Annotated in this window: 15 protein-coding genes; 10 read left to right on the top strand and 5 right to left on the bottom strand. The window is 47.4% G+C overall.

Going from position 1 to position 14,784, the window contains the following annotated elements; genetic code table 11:
* The first annotated feature begins 301 nt into the window (after positions 1–301).
* The 10 genes from EHO01S_RS10855 to EHO01S_RS10810 all read left to right on the top strand — a co-directional run bounded on the left by EHO01S_RS10855 (position 302) and on the right by EHO01S_RS10810 (position 10,292).
* Positions 302–751, top strand: coding sequence for a hypothetical protein (locus EHO01S_RS10855; RefSeq protein WP_024523965.1), 450 nt, complete (start codon positions 302–304; stop codon positions 749–751).
* Complete coding sequence (locus tag EHO01S_RS10850; protein ID WP_024523964.1) at positions 751–1,890, top strand: hypothetical protein; 1,140 nt, start codon at positions 751–753, stop codon at positions 1,888–1,890. Before EHO01S_RS10855 ends, EHO01S_RS10850 begins: the two co-directional genes overlap by 1 nt.
* Positions 1,880–3,094 carry a TolC family protein gene (locus tag EHO01S_RS10845; protein WP_024523963.1) on the top strand — a complete coding sequence of 405 codons (1,215 nt, stop codon included), beginning with the start codon at positions 1,880–1,882 and terminating at the stop codon, positions 3,092–3,094. Before EHO01S_RS10850 ends, EHO01S_RS10845 begins: the two co-directional genes overlap by 11 nt.
* Positions 3,091–4,326 (top strand): HlyD family secretion protein, encoded by a 1,236-nt coding sequence (locus EHO01S_RS10840; RefSeq protein WP_024523962.1) that lies wholly within the window; start codon positions 3,091–3,093, stop codon positions 4,324–4,326. The genes EHO01S_RS10845 and EHO01S_RS10840 overlap by 4 nt, the downstream gene beginning before the upstream one ends.
* 8 nt (positions 4,327–4,334) lie before the next feature.
* Positions 4,335–4,751, top strand: coding sequence for a hypothetical protein (locus tag EHO01S_RS10835; protein WP_232238251.1), 417 nt, complete (start codon positions 4,335–4,337; stop codon positions 4,749–4,751).
* Positions 4,748–6,709 carry an ATP-binding cassette domain-containing protein gene (locus tag EHO01S_RS10830; RefSeq protein ID WP_024523960.1) on the top strand — a complete coding sequence of 654 codons (1,962 nt, stop codon included), beginning with the start codon at positions 4,748–4,750 and terminating at the stop codon, positions 6,707–6,709. Before EHO01S_RS10835 ends, EHO01S_RS10830 begins: the two co-directional genes overlap by 4 nt.
* Before the next feature lie 20 nt (positions 6,710–6,729).
* Positions 6,730–6,969 carry a hypothetical protein gene (locus EHO01S_RS18885; protein ID WP_024523959.1) on the top strand — a complete coding sequence of 80 codons (240 nt, stop codon included), beginning with the start codon at positions 6,730–6,732 and terminating at the stop codon, positions 6,967–6,969.
* 1,198 nt (positions 6,970–8,167) lie between these two features.
* Complete coding sequence (locus EHO01S_RS18880) at positions 8,168–9,004, top strand: helix-turn-helix domain-containing protein (protein ID WP_024523958.1); 837 nt, start codon at positions 8,168–8,170, stop codon at positions 9,002–9,004.
* Between the two features lie 455 nt (positions 9,005–9,459).
* Positions 9,460–9,744 (top strand): DUF211 domain-containing protein, encoded by a 285-nt coding sequence (locus EHO01S_RS10815; RefSeq protein ID WP_035370496.1) that lies wholly within the window; start codon positions 9,460–9,462, stop codon positions 9,742–9,744.
* 2 nt (positions 9,745–9,746) lie between these two features.
* Complete coding sequence (locus EHO01S_RS10810) at positions 9,747–10,292, top strand: hypothetical protein (RefSeq protein ID WP_024523956.1); 546 nt, start codon at positions 9,747–9,749, stop codon at positions 10,290–10,292.
* Positions 10,293–10,401: 109 nt separating this feature from the next.
* Here the strand turns inward: EHO01S_RS10810 and fis are convergent, their stop codons facing one another.
* The 5 genes from fis to EHO01S_RS10780 form a co-directional block, all read right to left on the bottom strand.
* Positions 10,402–10,698 (bottom strand): DNA-binding transcriptional regulator Fis, encoded by a 297-nt coding sequence (gene fis / locus EHO01S_RS10805; protein WP_000462905.1) that lies wholly within the window; start codon positions 10,696–10,698, stop codon positions 10,402–10,404.
* Positions 10,680–11,684, bottom strand: coding sequence for a tRNA dihydrouridine synthase DusB (gene dusB / locus EHO01S_RS10800; RefSeq protein WP_024523955.1), 1,005 nt, complete (start codon positions 11,682–11,684; stop codon positions 10,680–10,682). The genes fis and dusB overlap by 19 nt, the downstream gene beginning before the upstream one ends.
* Positions 11,685–12,133: 449 nt before the next feature.
* Entirely contained in the window at positions 12,134–13,015 is an 882-nt protein-coding gene (gene prmA / locus EHO01S_RS10790) for a 50S ribosomal protein L11 methyltransferase (protein WP_024523954.1), read from the bottom strand.
* A 15-nt stretch (positions 13,016–13,030) separates the two neighbouring features.
* A complete protein-coding gene (panF, locus tag EHO01S_RS10785) occupies positions 13,031–14,485 on the bottom strand; it encodes a sodium/pantothenate symporter (protein WP_024523953.1) in 1,455 nt (484 codons plus the stop codon).
* Entirely contained in the window at positions 14,475–14,717 is a 243-nt protein-coding gene (locus EHO01S_RS10780; RefSeq protein WP_024523952.1) for a DUF997 family protein, read from the bottom strand. The genes panF and EHO01S_RS10780 overlap by 11 nt, the downstream gene beginning before the upstream one ends.
* Positions 14,718–14,784: the final 67 nt, after the last annotated feature.

Here is a 14,784-nt window from a genome sequence, read left to right as displayed (position 1 = left end):
ATATCGTTAAGTATTTCTCTGGTTGTTGAGTCTGATGCATTATTGGGGCTGGTGTTGTTGGTTGTGCTCATCGCAGGTGTCCTATAAGCTATGTTATTTCTCTTGAAGATAGAAATCAAACAATAGACTTCATCAAGCTACGACTCTACAAGCCAACCAAGGTAGAATAAATAAACCGAGGCGAATTTGAGCCTAAATTTTAAGTTGTTGGGCTGATTATTATAACGGATAAATGAGGTGAGAAACATATAATCAGCATAGCAATGTGGGCGTAATTTAGCTATTGTAATTAAAGGCAAAAATGGACGATGAGATCAATGCTGACAATGAAGAGCTCGCCCCCATGGTCGATGGGCTAAGCGGTGCGCTCTGTATTTTAATTTTAGTATCCAGTGTTTTTATGTTATCCAGCTCTGATTTACTGGTGGAGTCAGATGGCGGCGCATTTAAAATCAGAGACTCGTATGTGGAATTCGATAAGAAGACCATCCACTATGAAGCGGTGGTTTCGTTGTCGGCGACAGATCTATACCAGTTGAGGAAGCATTTTATTGATTCTGGCAAGAAAAAAATTGTCTTGTATGGCGCAGTGGCAAGTTCGGTTAAAAGTTTTAGAGAGAAAAACACTTACAACTTATTAAAGACTTACGCAGATCTTAAGCTACCTTCGAATATAGAGGTGATGTTTAAAGTAGGAGATATCTCTCTATGTGATAAAAGCACATCGTGTATTTACTGGGGATTTGACTAATGTATTATTTTGGTATTCTTTTTTATGCATTGACAATAAGCGGCTATTTTTTATTCGCCGCTGTAAAAAACGTGGTTAACCAGGCTGTGTTACTGGCCCCACAGATAACTTACGCCTGTGCTTTCTTATATTTTTTTCCATTATTTATCTTCTTGTCACATTTTGTTTTTAAATTAAAGTCAAGACGCTATTACGCATTATTAGCCACACAAACGAAACTGGCCGCGTCAGTCGCGGTGTCGTTGGGGTTGATTGGAACATTCATCGGGCTCACTGATATGGTGTCAGCGATTGCCGGTTCTCTCGGTGGCGACGGGGGGGATATCACCAGCAAATTAGGGGCAATGGTTACATCGATCTCCTCCGCCTTGAGTGCTATGGCGTTTGCTTTCTTGACCTCGATCATCGGCGTGTCCGTTTCGGTATTACTCTTAGTCAGTTTGAATTTCTGGGAGTTTTATTATGAAGCAGATAACTCGAGTAATAAAAACGACAAGAAAGCCACGGCTTCTGATGCCGAATTGCAATCATTACTATACCGAATGGAGACACTGGAGACGATTAACACCAATATTGCCAGCAAGTTAGTGTATGTGCCTGAAAATAGTAAGCTGGCGGAGTTGTTAGTTGACAATAGTCACATCATGGCGGAGCGTTTGCGTGAGATTAATGATTCCGTATTGCGACTTTCTGCAACTCAACGGGAATTATTAGGCGTAGTCAATAACGCGTTTGAGCATGTCGCAACATCCTTGAGTACGCTATCAGAGAACGGTCGCGAGGTTAACCAGTCTGTTAGCCAGGTAGCTCTGTCATTAAATACAATGACGGAAAGTACGCGTATGACGAATCAGTCTTTGGAGCATCTGGCAACGTTATTGGATGTGATTTCGCAGAATAGCACGATCTGTAATGAGAGAATAGAACTGAATCTTGACCAATTGCTCATGCTGAATGCCGACATTAATTTATTGATCGCCTTATATCAAAAAAGCCATCAATTTAAAGAAGATACGGAGGCGGCGAAGTTGGAAAAACTTAGCGCAATTATTACTCATCAAGAAAATTATATTCAAAAGCAGAACGAATTTAAAAATAAAATAAAGAAAATAGTAGAGGTGTTAGGACATGAAGGTTAACGCTCTCGTTGTTTTTTTCTGTGCCTGGAGTTCAATGGCTGCCGCAAATCAAAGCGAAGATAAATATTCATCCTTTGTCAATAATATGTATCAGGAGTCTGACATTATTAAATCGAAGGCGTTAGAGTTGGAATCCGAACTATTGCGTGCACAACAAACTAATCTATACTTTTTACCGAAGGTTGCGGCTGAGAGCAAGTATAAAACCGATGATGCGAAAGGGGCAGTTTTTGACCATAAAATCACCGCCAACTCATTAATTTATAGCACGTCAATCATCGAGCGTTTTAAGGAGAAAGATAGTAAGATCCGTGCTGCGGAGATCTCTTTATCAAGAGAGAAAGAGAGCTTATATAAATCCATCGTTGAGAATTTAATAGGCATTAAATATTATAGCAATCTTAATTTACAGGCCGCTAAGTTAGAGCAGACGGCTACCGATCTGTATAATCAAATCGAAGCTAGGTATTCCTCTGGGGTGGCTAAAACTAGTGATGTGGAGCAAGCGCGCCTACTCGTACAAAAAATAAAAACAGAGTCTGAAAGTATTAGCAAAGAAATAGAATTGCTTAAGGCGAATATTGAGCTGTCCACAGGCGTTAACTTTCCTGCTGATGTTGAATTGCCGGACAATATTTTGAGTAAAATAAATGCGCATAGTGCTAACGAAAAAGATATCTATAATAACTTAGATTATCAAATTTTGAGTGAACAGGCGGATGCGGCTAAGTTTAATGCCAAGCAACAAGATTCTTTTTTACAGGTCAGTCTGGTAGCCGAGGAGAAATATGATAATAACGAACGCGTCGCTAAAGATTCATATGCGGGTGTGCAGTTATCGATGAACATATTTGATTTCGATAAAAAAATAGCCTCAGGCGTCGGTATGCTCTCCTATAAAGCGCTAAAGAGTAAGATGGATTTTAAATATAAAGAATTGCTGGCCAGAATGAAATCAGTACAGTTAACGTTAAAATCGACAGCAAAAGAGATCGCCGGGCTGGAGGCACAGCGTAATACGACGGAGATGATCCTCGCCAGTCAGCGAAGAGAATATAATATTTCACAATCATCTTACTATGAAATGCTGAATACACAGTTTGATTACTTTGCGTTGCAACGCAGGATATCCGAGATGAAAATATCTTATGCTATCAATAAAGTATCGTTATTGCAGGTCTCCGGCGAATTGTTAAGACTATGACTAGTGGCAAGGTTTCACGCAAGTTTGTCATTTTGCTAGCAACGATGCTCTTTTTGCTTGCATATATTGGTATTGCGAAAATAGATATTGTTTCTCCTGGTACTGGCGTGATCACTGGGGCTTCGGATAAATTGGTTATCGTTAGCCCCGACTCAGGGTTTATTAGTAAGTTTGATCTTAAAACCGGATCTGAGGTTAAGGTCGGAGACATCTTGTTTTCATACACAAATCTTGATGTATTTCATCAAGAAAAAACGCTTAATGAACTAGTCTTGTTTGCCGATAAGCGCATTCGTGTTCTAGAAGAAGATCAGCGTCTGCTAAAAATAATATTAGATGAGAATGTAACCGATGAGGTTAAACTGCAAGTAGAAAATGATAATGATTTTGACCAGGAATTAAGTGCGCATAAATTCCTTAATGAGTATCTTTCTTTAAAGTTTGAGGCGGAAAATTTAAAACATCGAGAAAGTAAAATGTTGGAAGAGCGGGATGACCTGCAAAACAGACAAGCGCTATTAAAGAAAAAAGGTAACTTGTTGAGATTAGCGGGCGCGCCAGAAATAGAAATCATTAATAATAAAACCGAGATCAGTCAGATTATATCGCAGATAACGGCTGGTGATATTAGCCTGTTATCTTTGCAGAATGATATTAAGTTAGCGGATAAGCGTTTCCGCAGTAGTATTCTAGAACAACTCAGCAGTAATTCTGAACAGCTGGTTCAGTTACGCCGAGAACGCTTGGAAAACGTCGGGCAATTAGACTTGTTACGCAATAAAATCAAAGCGAATAGTGTCGTCTCACCGATTATGGGGGTGATTTTAAGCTTGGAGCGTAATTTTGATAAAGGCTCTTATGTGGAAAGTTCCCAGCCGGTAATGACGATTAAGAAGAATAACGAAAATCAAGTTATTGATGCAAAGATATTAGCTAAATATCGGCCGTTTATCTTCGTTGGTGCTAAATCAAAAATCATTGTGAACTCACCTGGCTATAAAGCTAACATTATTGGTGGCGTCACTAAGATTAGCGCCGACTCATTCTCTGATGATGAGAAGAATGGTCTTGAACGTTATTATAAAGTGGAGATAAAACCCGATGATGAGAGTGTTATCTCTCCGGAGATCGAAGGCGTTCAGGTCAATGTTTTCGTCCTGAGTAAAAAAGTCACATTGCTGAACTATATTACGGCGTTAGTCGGCAATAATCTTGTCTTTAATGTTTGGTAATATATATTATGCTTGGATTTGTCTCTGCATTATCATCCGCCGTAGCGGTGATGATATTACTGATGGCCGTGTTGTTAGTTAATTTATTATCGTTGGCGTTAGAACAGGATAGAAAAAAGGACTACGCTAACTTAATCTATAATAGTGAAACCGAACAAAAGAATAGAGTGGTGATGCCATTGAAAGGTTTTTCTTTTTCGGTGACTGATCTGCTACCTTTTCGTGCCTCGAAAGAAGGTGTGGTGATCCGAATCTATTGCACCTACGGCAATAATCTGAGTCTGGATATCGCCCAAAAATATACCACCTATAATTATATCGTAGCAAAAAAAGCACTCAGAGATATCGATCAGGTTTTGGTGGGACAACCGGTCTATGAACCTAGCGGTAAGAATAATTGTATTGCCGAGGAGGTTGCAAAATGACAAATGATTTTTTTGATGCGCTGCGCAGATATTGTTTTGTCGAGGGTGAAGATTTTATTATAAAAAATAAAAGCCGCGATATGCATGATATTTTAAATAACTTCAATGATTATATCAAAAATGATTTTTTCGATTTTAAATTAATTGCTGAAAGTTATCAAGATAATGCTTATTTGCCAAAAAATTTCATTGTCGAGTGGACGGAATCTCGCTTTATTATTTTGCAAAAAGAAAAAAATAAGATCGTTAATTTAAGTACGTCTGATGTGGTAACGCATGATGAGTTGCTCAGTAAGAAGGTGTTTTTCTTGGCCAAAGAGCTAAAGAAAATAGATGATGAAGATATCTATCATGCGATAAAGAAAATGACACCGAAAAGTGGTTATCTATCATTGGGCTTGATTGTCTTTGCATTAATGACGCCATTATATTCTAACTTATTTAATACGCGCTTAATTTATAGCGACTCTTATCATTCGATTTTTTTTGTCACTGGTATCTTTATCATCTTTACTATTTTCGAATTAGTGCTTAAAGGGATTATTTATGACAAGACATCACAGCAAGTTAAAAATAATAATATAAAGTGTAATGCCTTCTACTTACAGATATTGAAACTATCCAATTGTAGAGGGGCAGCGGTAAAAATACGTACAGTAGATTCTTCGGTCGTTGCACTATGGGAGTCATATCCGTTGATCTCGGTGGATGTCTCGTTAGCTTTTTTGTTTTTGATGTGCCTGTTTCTTATGATGGGCGGCTATGCCTTTCCTCTTTTGTTCTATTATGTCATTCTGACATTCCTCTGCGTTTACATTCGTTTCTCCGCCTATAAGAAAACATTACAGACGAATGCAGCCAGTTATGAAAAAATGACCACTCTTATCTCATTAGAGGAGAAAAGAAAAGAGTTGAAATTTTTAAGGAATTCTTTTTTTGAAAAATTACTCATGGATAAGGCAAATAAAGATGAGTACACTAAAATGGAGATGAATATCGATAATCACCATTGGAGTGAAATGATAAAAGCTAACTCATTTATTTCGATGATTGTTATGTTTATCTCTTCCTATTTTGCTGTGGTGAATGGTGTTTTAACGACAGCATCCATCATTGCGATTATGATTATTAATTCTCGGCTATCAGGTTCGCTGGTTAGCGGCGTTAATAGAATGTATATGTCGAAGTTGCATATGTTTCACATTAAGAGTAGTTTGACGGGGTTGCTGAAAGACCGAGATACTAACATATCCCATGACGGTATTGTTATCCCTGCTCTGGAACGTTTTACTGTGGAGAATTTAACGATCTCCTTGGCTGATAGAAAATTGGTCGAGAATTTGTCATTTTCAGCTACTCCCGGTGATATTATTGGCATCATTGGTCGTTCGGGATGCGGTAAGACATCGTTAATCAACGTATTATCTAATATAACGAATAACTATACTGGCTCAATAAAGTTGAATGATGTGGATATAACGCATATCTCTGAAACCTATATCCAGAATTGTATCGCCTATCACTCAACGAATAGCTCATTCATTAAGGGGACGATGCGCGATAATTTCACCCTATATGGCGTGTTGGATGAGGGAGACATTATAAAAATACTGAAGTTATGTTGTGAGAGCCTCGTGTTGTCAAAGGAGAATATCGATGAAAAGTTTGTCGATGAGCTAAACCTTTCCAATGGGGAAAGGCAAAAAATACTCTTGTGTCTCTCTCTGTATAAAAAGGCGCAGATCATTTTTATGGATGAGTCGACATCCTTCTTATCCTCCTCGGATGCCATAGCCTTTTTACAAAAAATAAAAAATTTATACGCAGGTGCTGTCGTTATTTTCGCAACCCATGATGTTTCTTTGCGAAAACTCTTTAGTCGTACTATTGAGTTATCAAACAGTGGGGTCGTGATGAAAAATGATACTGTGATTAATATTCCCTTTATGAAAGTGTAGTTGAACATAACGGCGTTGCAATGGGAGAGCAGATTGACCGCTTGGCCCCTCCGAGCGTGACGGCGCCTGATCCGTCGCTCGTTGTGGATAGGCGCTACCATCGTCACACGATGGATGACCTCATCGATGAAGATTTCATGCTAAAATTTATCGTGATAGCGGTGACGCTGCCTCTCGACCGTCGTAATAATGCGTTCAAGGCGTTCAAGGCGTTCAAGGCGTTCAAGATGCTTTACATCCGTGAGGCGCTGCCACGTTAGCCAGCTCTGCCAGGACGCCATCCAGGCTGCCCATTCTCCCGCTTCTATTCTGTTTCGTCTGCGCGCTGCCACGTTAGCCGGCGTCGGGTCATACTGCGATGCTTCACTGCGCCGCCGACGATCATACTGTCACGGCCCGATCCGCAGCATGCATGATGTTGCATGCCGGTATGCTCACACTGGTGAGTGGCCAGACCGATATTTATCTAACGCCCCGCGCAAAAGGGCGTGTCTGCGCACATGGGCTGACGGCAAAGTAGGAGAGCGGAATACCAGGCGTGAGCGGGGGGAGCGTCGATGTGCTCAGTACAGAGGCAATACCGCAGCATATGTCCTTCCTATGGTTAATAACGCGTGTTGTATCTCGGCGGGAGAGGGCATCAATGGCGCGACGCTTATCGGTGCAGCACCTTGATTGAAGCCAATGCTCGCTTGTTAAGGCGGATGATCGTGTGCGGTTTGGGCCGTGATGATTTGCCGCCCCGGCCGGCTACACAGGCGATGGGCGGCGGGCCAGGGTATAAATAGAGCCGGTTGGACGCCGTGGCAATGTGCTTCCTCTGCGTCGTGAGAGGCCAGTTGGCGGGACTGGGTGGTACCAGAGAACGGCGACATGCATGAGGGTGAATAGCGTGTATTACCTTGAGCCTATTTGGTAAACCACGTGCACGTAGCACACGATCTACGGTCATGGTCATTTGCCTTGACAATATGGTTAATATTTCGTTGATTCATGTTGTCATTATTTTGCAAACTGGTAATGTTTTGAGTCGATAGTTACATAACTTGAGCCCTTTTTTATATACGGAGCCGAAGATATAAAGATAGGATACTTAGCGAATCATTGTGTTGCAGTGATAATTTTAAAAGATTATCTAATGATGGACAGCCACGGAAACCAATAGGCTGAAGTTTAAGTTATACCAAAAATTATAATCAGTAAACTTATAGGGTACTAGGCCATTTTTTTAAAGAATATGCATGGGGAAATAATGTCCTGCGCAAAAGAAAAAAGGAAGTGAAAAGTAATCGAAAAGGATGATGGTTATTGACGCATGCGGGCATATTTATAGAAATGGCAAGTATGATTACAAATCAAATAACATCTCATTGATACATTTCCCTATTGTCGGCTTTATCAATGATAAAGTCTTGTCAACTGAAATTAATATCATTGCAATCCAAGGAAATCGACAGGATGAATGTATATTCAATACATGAGCATAAGCCTGTGTTTTTATCAGTTTATGGTGTTGCATTATTGCAATCTATTATTATTAAATTGACCTCTGGTAGAATGACAATAAATTCATCATTCAACGAGTCTATCTGTGTCACTGGTCCGGTTTTTATCTTTTTAGCTAAGGAGCAGACAATTAATGTCACTGTGGAGAAGACCGATGCGAGTATTTGCTATAGCGTGATTGAGGTGGATGCCCTTTCTATAAAAAAAGCCTGTGATAACTTTCTGTCTAACGGCGCAGACAATCCGCATTGCTTTAAAAATAGTGCCAGTAAGTGCTTGCTTGCCCCGGTTAACGCCGGCGTCTCTAAAGTGTTCGATCTTCTACAAACTAGCAATGAAATGCAGTCGTTATCCGCAGAGAAGCGAGGCTACCTGCTCCAACTGTTGCTCTCTGAATTTATTGATAATCAGAATGCCTTGCCGTTGTTTAGATTACTTTCGCTGAAGTCTTTGCGCGAAGATATCTATTATATGATTACCAATGATCTGAGTCAGCGTTGGTCGCTGAAAAAAATCGCGAGCAAGCTCTACATGAGCCCATCAACGCTGAAGAGAAAACTGATGCAAGAAAACACTTCCTTTAGCGAAATTTACCTTAATGCTAGGATGAATAAAGCGGTAAAACTATTAAGACACCATGAGTTTAATGTCACGCAAGTCGCTTACATGTGTGGCTATGACAGTGTTTCTTATTTTACCACTGTGTTTAAAAAGCATTTTAAAATTAAACCATCAACTTTCTTGGCCTTCGGGAAAAATAAGAATAAATCCTCTCGCTACCCATCATGAGTGCCGCCGCGGCTGTTGATAGCGAGGTCGCTGCGGGCGTATCTGTCGGTTCACGCGCTTTCTGGCCTGCGATCAGCATGACGCGATGCATGTGGGGCCGCTCTGTCGGTATTGCCGCATGCGAGCAATCCCTACGTATCCCGGTGGATTACCCAAGGCGCTAAGCGCGTTCCCATCTCAAGGTAGGCGTTGCTGTTGCGCCGATAAGGTGCCATGGCGGCGTGGGAAGGACGCCGCGTGCCCGCGTCGGGAGGTCAACATCTCATCATGCTCTCGCTTTGTTTTTGCGCGCCGCTCTGCTCAAGCGCGGGCGCAGGGGAATGGCTAGCTGGCGCGGCGGGGGAAATATTTATTTGCCAAAAAAAGGCCTGCTATCGCGAGCGTCGGCGTAGGATCGGCCATAGAGAGTCCTGGTATGGGTAGACTAAATGGAGGCATAGACGATGAGTGAGCGCATGAATATTCGACGTTTGACCTTCGATGTCGATAAGGCGATCTCTCAGCCGACGATCATTGAGATCGCGCAAGCGATCCATGGTTGCCGTGGGGTGAGCGCTTTTAATATCACTGTGAGTGATATCGATATCGAAACTGTCGGGATGGATGTCACCATCGTGGGCGACTACCTCGACCATGATCAATTGGTCGAGGCGATGGAGAATACCGGGGCGGCGGTGCACAGCGTCGATCAGATTGTCTGTGGTAGTGAGATCGTTGAGCGTAGTCCACGGGCGCGCTGAGTATGCGCCTGCTACGACGCGAGCACCATAACTACAATCTGGTCGCCCTGTTGGGGGGCGCTGTCTCTGGGACGATGAGTGCCGCGCTACTCGCCATCGGCACGTTATGGGCCGGCGCAGCGCCCCTCGCCAGGCCGATGTTGCTGACTATCGGCGCGGTCAGCGTCCTCTCCAGCGCCTTTGCCTTCCTACTCTCTCACTATGCCGGGTTACGGGATGATCTGCTGCATGCCGAACGTCAGCTTAATCTGACGGCGTCTGGGCGATTGGCCAGTGGCATACTGGGGCGTAAGATCTGGCGCCAGGCATGGCATGCAACCCTGTATACGGCGCTCGCCTACGTGTTTTGCTTTAGCTTGCCCTTTCTGGCGGCGTGGCCGTTTCCTCAGGTGTGTTGGTTACCCGCCGCCATCACGCTGCTGCTGATCGTCGTGATGGCGTTGCTTTTGGCGCGGGTGATGCGGGCGCGGCGCTGGGCGACCCTGGGCGTGGTATCGGTCGGTTTCGTGCTCTGCGCCGTGATCGGGGCGTTGTTGCGCTACCGTTGAGCGGGGTATCGCGCCGGAACGGGGGAAAGTTAATGGGAGCGAGACGATAAAAAAGGCGCGGCACCCAGAGGGGAACCGCGCCTTTTTTCAATATGTTAACTGATATTAATCAGTTCATGCCGTATTTTTTCAGTTTCTTGCGCAGCGTACCGCGGTTGATGCCCATCATCAGGGCTGCACGGGTCTGGTTGCCGCGGGTGTACTGCATCACCATGTCTAACAGAGGCTGTTCCACTTCAGCCAGTACCAGCTCATACAGGTCGTTTACGTCCTGACCGTTCAGTTGAGCAAAATAGTTCTTCAGTGCTTGTTTAACCGAGTCACGCAGGGGCTTTTGAGTCACCTGATCCTGAGAGTTAACGGTAGAAACGGTCAGTACGTCAGAATTTACGCGTTGTTCGAACATAGTTCTGTCAGCTCTTTTTTTACGCTAAGTTTTTCGAAGTATGCCTCCAACGCCTCCAGCTGCTCGCTGGCGTCCTCAATGGCGTTGAATGTGCGCCGAAACTGGTCATTCGGGGCGTGTGCCTGGAGATACCAGGACACGTGTTTACGGGCGATGCGCAGTCCTTTTCCCGAGCCATAAAAATCATGCAGCTCTTTGACATGCCCGGCCAATAGCCGCTTTATTTCGCCCAAGGGCATGGGCGGCAGCAGCTCCCCTGTGTCCAGATAATGCTGGATTTCCCGGAAGATCCAGGGTCTTCCCTGGGCGGCGCGACCAATCATCAGAGCATCCGCTCCAGTGTAGTCGAGCACCGCCTTGGCTTTATGCGGGTCAGTTATGTCTCCGTTCGCGATGATCGGAATGGAAACATGCTGCTTAACTGTCCGAATGCTGTCGTACTCGGCCTCGCCGTTAAATAGGCAAGCACGGGTTCGGCCATGAATGGTCAGGGCCTGAATGCCACAGCGTTCAGCCAATTGGGCAATCTCGACACAGTTACGGTGCGCCGGATCCCAGCCAGTGCGTATCTTAAGGGTCACCGGAACCGTCACCGCACCAACCACGGCGCGGAGGATCTGTTCCACCTGGTCGGGGTACTGCAACAGGGCAGAGCCGGCCAGTTTGCGATTTACCTTCTTAGCCGGACAACCCATGTTGATGTCGATGATCTGCGCGCCAGAGTCTGCATTGATTCTAGCTGCCGCGGCCATCTCATCGGGGTCGTTACCGGCGATTTGCACGGCTCGGATACCTGGCTCATCCATATGCACCATGCGCAGCCGGGACTTATCCGTGCGCCACACTTCCGGGTTGGAAGAGAGCATCTCGGAAACCGCCATTCCGGCGCCCATCTCATAGCACAACGTGCGAAAGGGGCGATCGGTGATGCCCGCCATGGGCGCGGCGATAAGGCGATTTTTAAGTTGGATATTTCCGATGCGCATAGACAAAGAGTGACCATACTGTGCCTGCAAGGGCGCGTATATTACGCATTTTTGCGCCGATATGAAAGGCCAAACTTTGAACAATCAGCTGTCGTAGATCAAGGAAAGCGGGATGCTCGCGACATATCGTCAAAATAATACAATATAAACAATTGCTTATTTATTTTTGCGTAAAAATTATGCTGGATTATTTTCTGCAAAGTTATTGTGACTGTCACGCAAAGGAAACAGTGCATCTCGAGGCGATTGCTGTTTTTATCAGCATGATCGCACTATTTTATGCGAGCGGAGTCTCATTTTCTTCTTGAATGCGCTGCAAAAGTAGCCGATGACCTGCCATGCGTGAGGGGGCGCGAATGGCGCGCCGTCTTGCGATGCCGAAAGCGGCAGCAAGGGCGCACGGAATAGGGAGATCGGCTGGCGGCAGAGGCCGCCGCCAGCCATGGCGCTTAACGGCGCACGCCGGTGATGCGACACCACTCTTCGCGTTCGGCCACGGCATCCAGCGCGAACTGGTCACGGTAGGCTTCGCAGACGCTCTCCGCCTGGCTCGCCAGGATGCCAGAGAGCCCCAGATGCCCTCCTTGCCGCGGCAGGCAGCTGATCAGCGGTGCCAGCTCACGCAGCGGGCCGGCCAGGATGTTGGCGACCACCACATCGGCGCTGAGATCGGCGGGTTGCTGCTGTGGCAGATAGAGTTCTAAGCGTTCGGCGACACCGTTGCGCTCGGCATTGTCGCGGCTGGCCTGGATCGCCTGCGGATCGATGTCGATGCCGATGGCCCGCGCGGCGCCCAACTTCAGGGCGGCGATAGCCAGAATGCCGGAGCCACAGCCGAAGTCGATCACCGTCTTGCCGGCCAGATCCAATCCATCGAGCCACTGTAGACACAGGGCGGTGGTCGGATGGGTACCGGTACCGAAGGCCAGCCCCGGATCGAGCATCACGTTGACCGCATCGGGATCGGGGATTTCGCGCCAGCTCGGGCAGATCCACAAGCGTCGGCCAAACTGCATCGGGTGGAAGTTATCCATCCACTCACGTTCCCAGTCTTTGTCTTCGATCTGTTCGATCTTATGGTGGAAACCATTACCGAGCGCCGGGTGGCGCGCCAGCTCGGCGACCACCTCGGTCATCTCGGTCTCGGCATCGAACAGGCCGATGACGTCGGTATCGCCCCACAGCAAGGTTTCGCCCGGCAGTGGCTCGAACACCGGATTATCGTGGCTATCCTGGAAGGTAACCGAAACGGCGCCGCACGCCATCAGCGCGTCGCTCAGGGTCTCCGCCTGACGGCCGGTGGAGTTGATTTTGATTTGGATCCAAGGCATGGCATGTCTCTTTTACTAGTCGGTTGATTCGCTGGCAGCGAGCGCAGGGGGCGTACGGCTGCCGAAATGGTTTCCTACCCAGAAGGCCAGCAATCCCAACAGCAGGGAGGGCACGATCGGGTGCAGGTGGAACAGTTGGATCTTTAGGCTGGCCAGCAAGGCGTAGCTGGCGGCTCCGGCGATCATCGAGCTGAGTGCGCCGTGCGCGTTGGCCCGCTCCCAGTATAGCCCCAGCACCAACGGCCAGAGGAACACCGCCTCCAGCCCGCCGAAGGCTAGTAGGTTCAGCCAGATGATCATCTCGGGTGGCCGCCAGGCCGCCAGCAGCAACAGGGCGCCAAGAATCAAGGTCGAGGCCGCCGACAAGCGGGCCAAACGGCGTTCGTTATGTAGCGCTTGAGGACGCAGGCCAAGATACAGATCTTTGACAATGGTTGCCGAGGACTGTAGCAGTTGGGCGTTGATCGTTGACATGATCGCCGCCATCGGTGCGGCCAGGAAAATGCCGGCGGCGAAGGGCGGCAATACCCGTACCATCAGCGTCGGGATTACCATGTCCGGCACCGTCAAATCGGGCAGTACCGCCCGGCCGAGTGCGCCCGCCAAATGCATGCCGAGCATCAATAGCGCGACGACGATGGTGCCGATGATGATGGCGCGATGCACCGCCTTGCTATCCTTATAAGAGATGCACCGCACGGCGGTGTGCGGTAAGCCGATGACTCCGAAGCAGACCAAGATCCAGAAGGAGGCCATAAACGGCAGGCTCAGGATATCGTCGGCGCCATGCGGCGACACCAGCTTGGGGTCGATGCGTTGTAGGGTCTCGACGGCGGCGTGCATCCCGCCAGCGGCATGGATGATCCCCGCCAGCAGCAACAGGGTACCAAGCAGCATCACCAGACCTTGCATGGCGTCGTTCAACACGCTCGCTCGGAAGCCGCCGAAGGCGGTGTATAGGGCGATGGTCACCCCGAAGATCAACAGCCCGGCATCGTAGGGGATGCCGGCGGCGCTCTCCAGTAGACGGGCGCCGCCGATAAACTGCACTGTCATCGCGCCGATAAAGGCGACCAGCAGGCTGAGGCTGGCGACCCACACCAGCAGGCGGCTGCCGTAGCGAGCGTACAGCATGTCATTGAGTGTTACCGCCTGGTACTTCCGCGCCAGGATGGCGAACTTCTTGCCCAGTACGCCCAGCGAGAGCCATACGGCGGGCAACTGGATCATCGCCAGCAGTACCCAGCCGAGCCCGTACTTATAGGCCGCGCCGGGACCGCCGATGAATGAACTGGCGCTGATGTAGGTCGCGGTCAGGGTCATGGCGAGCACGAAGCCGCCCATCGACCGGTCGCCGAGGAAGTAGTCGTTGAGAAAGTTACCTTTCTGACGGCGACGGTAGGCGTAGAACGATAGGCCGAAGACCAGCACCAGGTAGCCAATCAGAGGCAGGATTACGTCAGTCTGCATTATCGCTCCCTAGCGGTATCGATTTGAAAATCAGGCGAACCATCGCCCAACACAACAGAATAAATAACAGCGGCAGCAGTAGACAGGCCATTTCGAACCAGTGCGGTAGGCCGGTGATTCCCAACAGGCTATCGGGTAGATAGCCGGCGGCCAGCCAAGCCAGCAGATAGGCCAGGGTCAGCCATAAAGCCCAGCGGGCCTCACGGTGCGCCTGCGCGAAACGTGCATCCATGGGATCTCCCAGTGTTGGTAAGCAAATAAGCAAAAGCAGGGAATTGTACGGCAATGCGCCCGTCGAT

It is taken from the genome of Edwardsiella hoshinae NBRC 105699 = ATCC 33379, from assembly GCF_000474215.1.
In the GTDB taxonomy this organism is placed as follows: Bacteria; Pseudomonadota; Gammaproteobacteria; order Enterobacterales; family Enterobacteriaceae; genus Edwardsiella; species Edwardsiella hoshinae.
The sequence above is the reverse complement of the archived record's forward strand: the minus strand, read 5'-3'. Positions and strand labels throughout refer to the sequence as shown.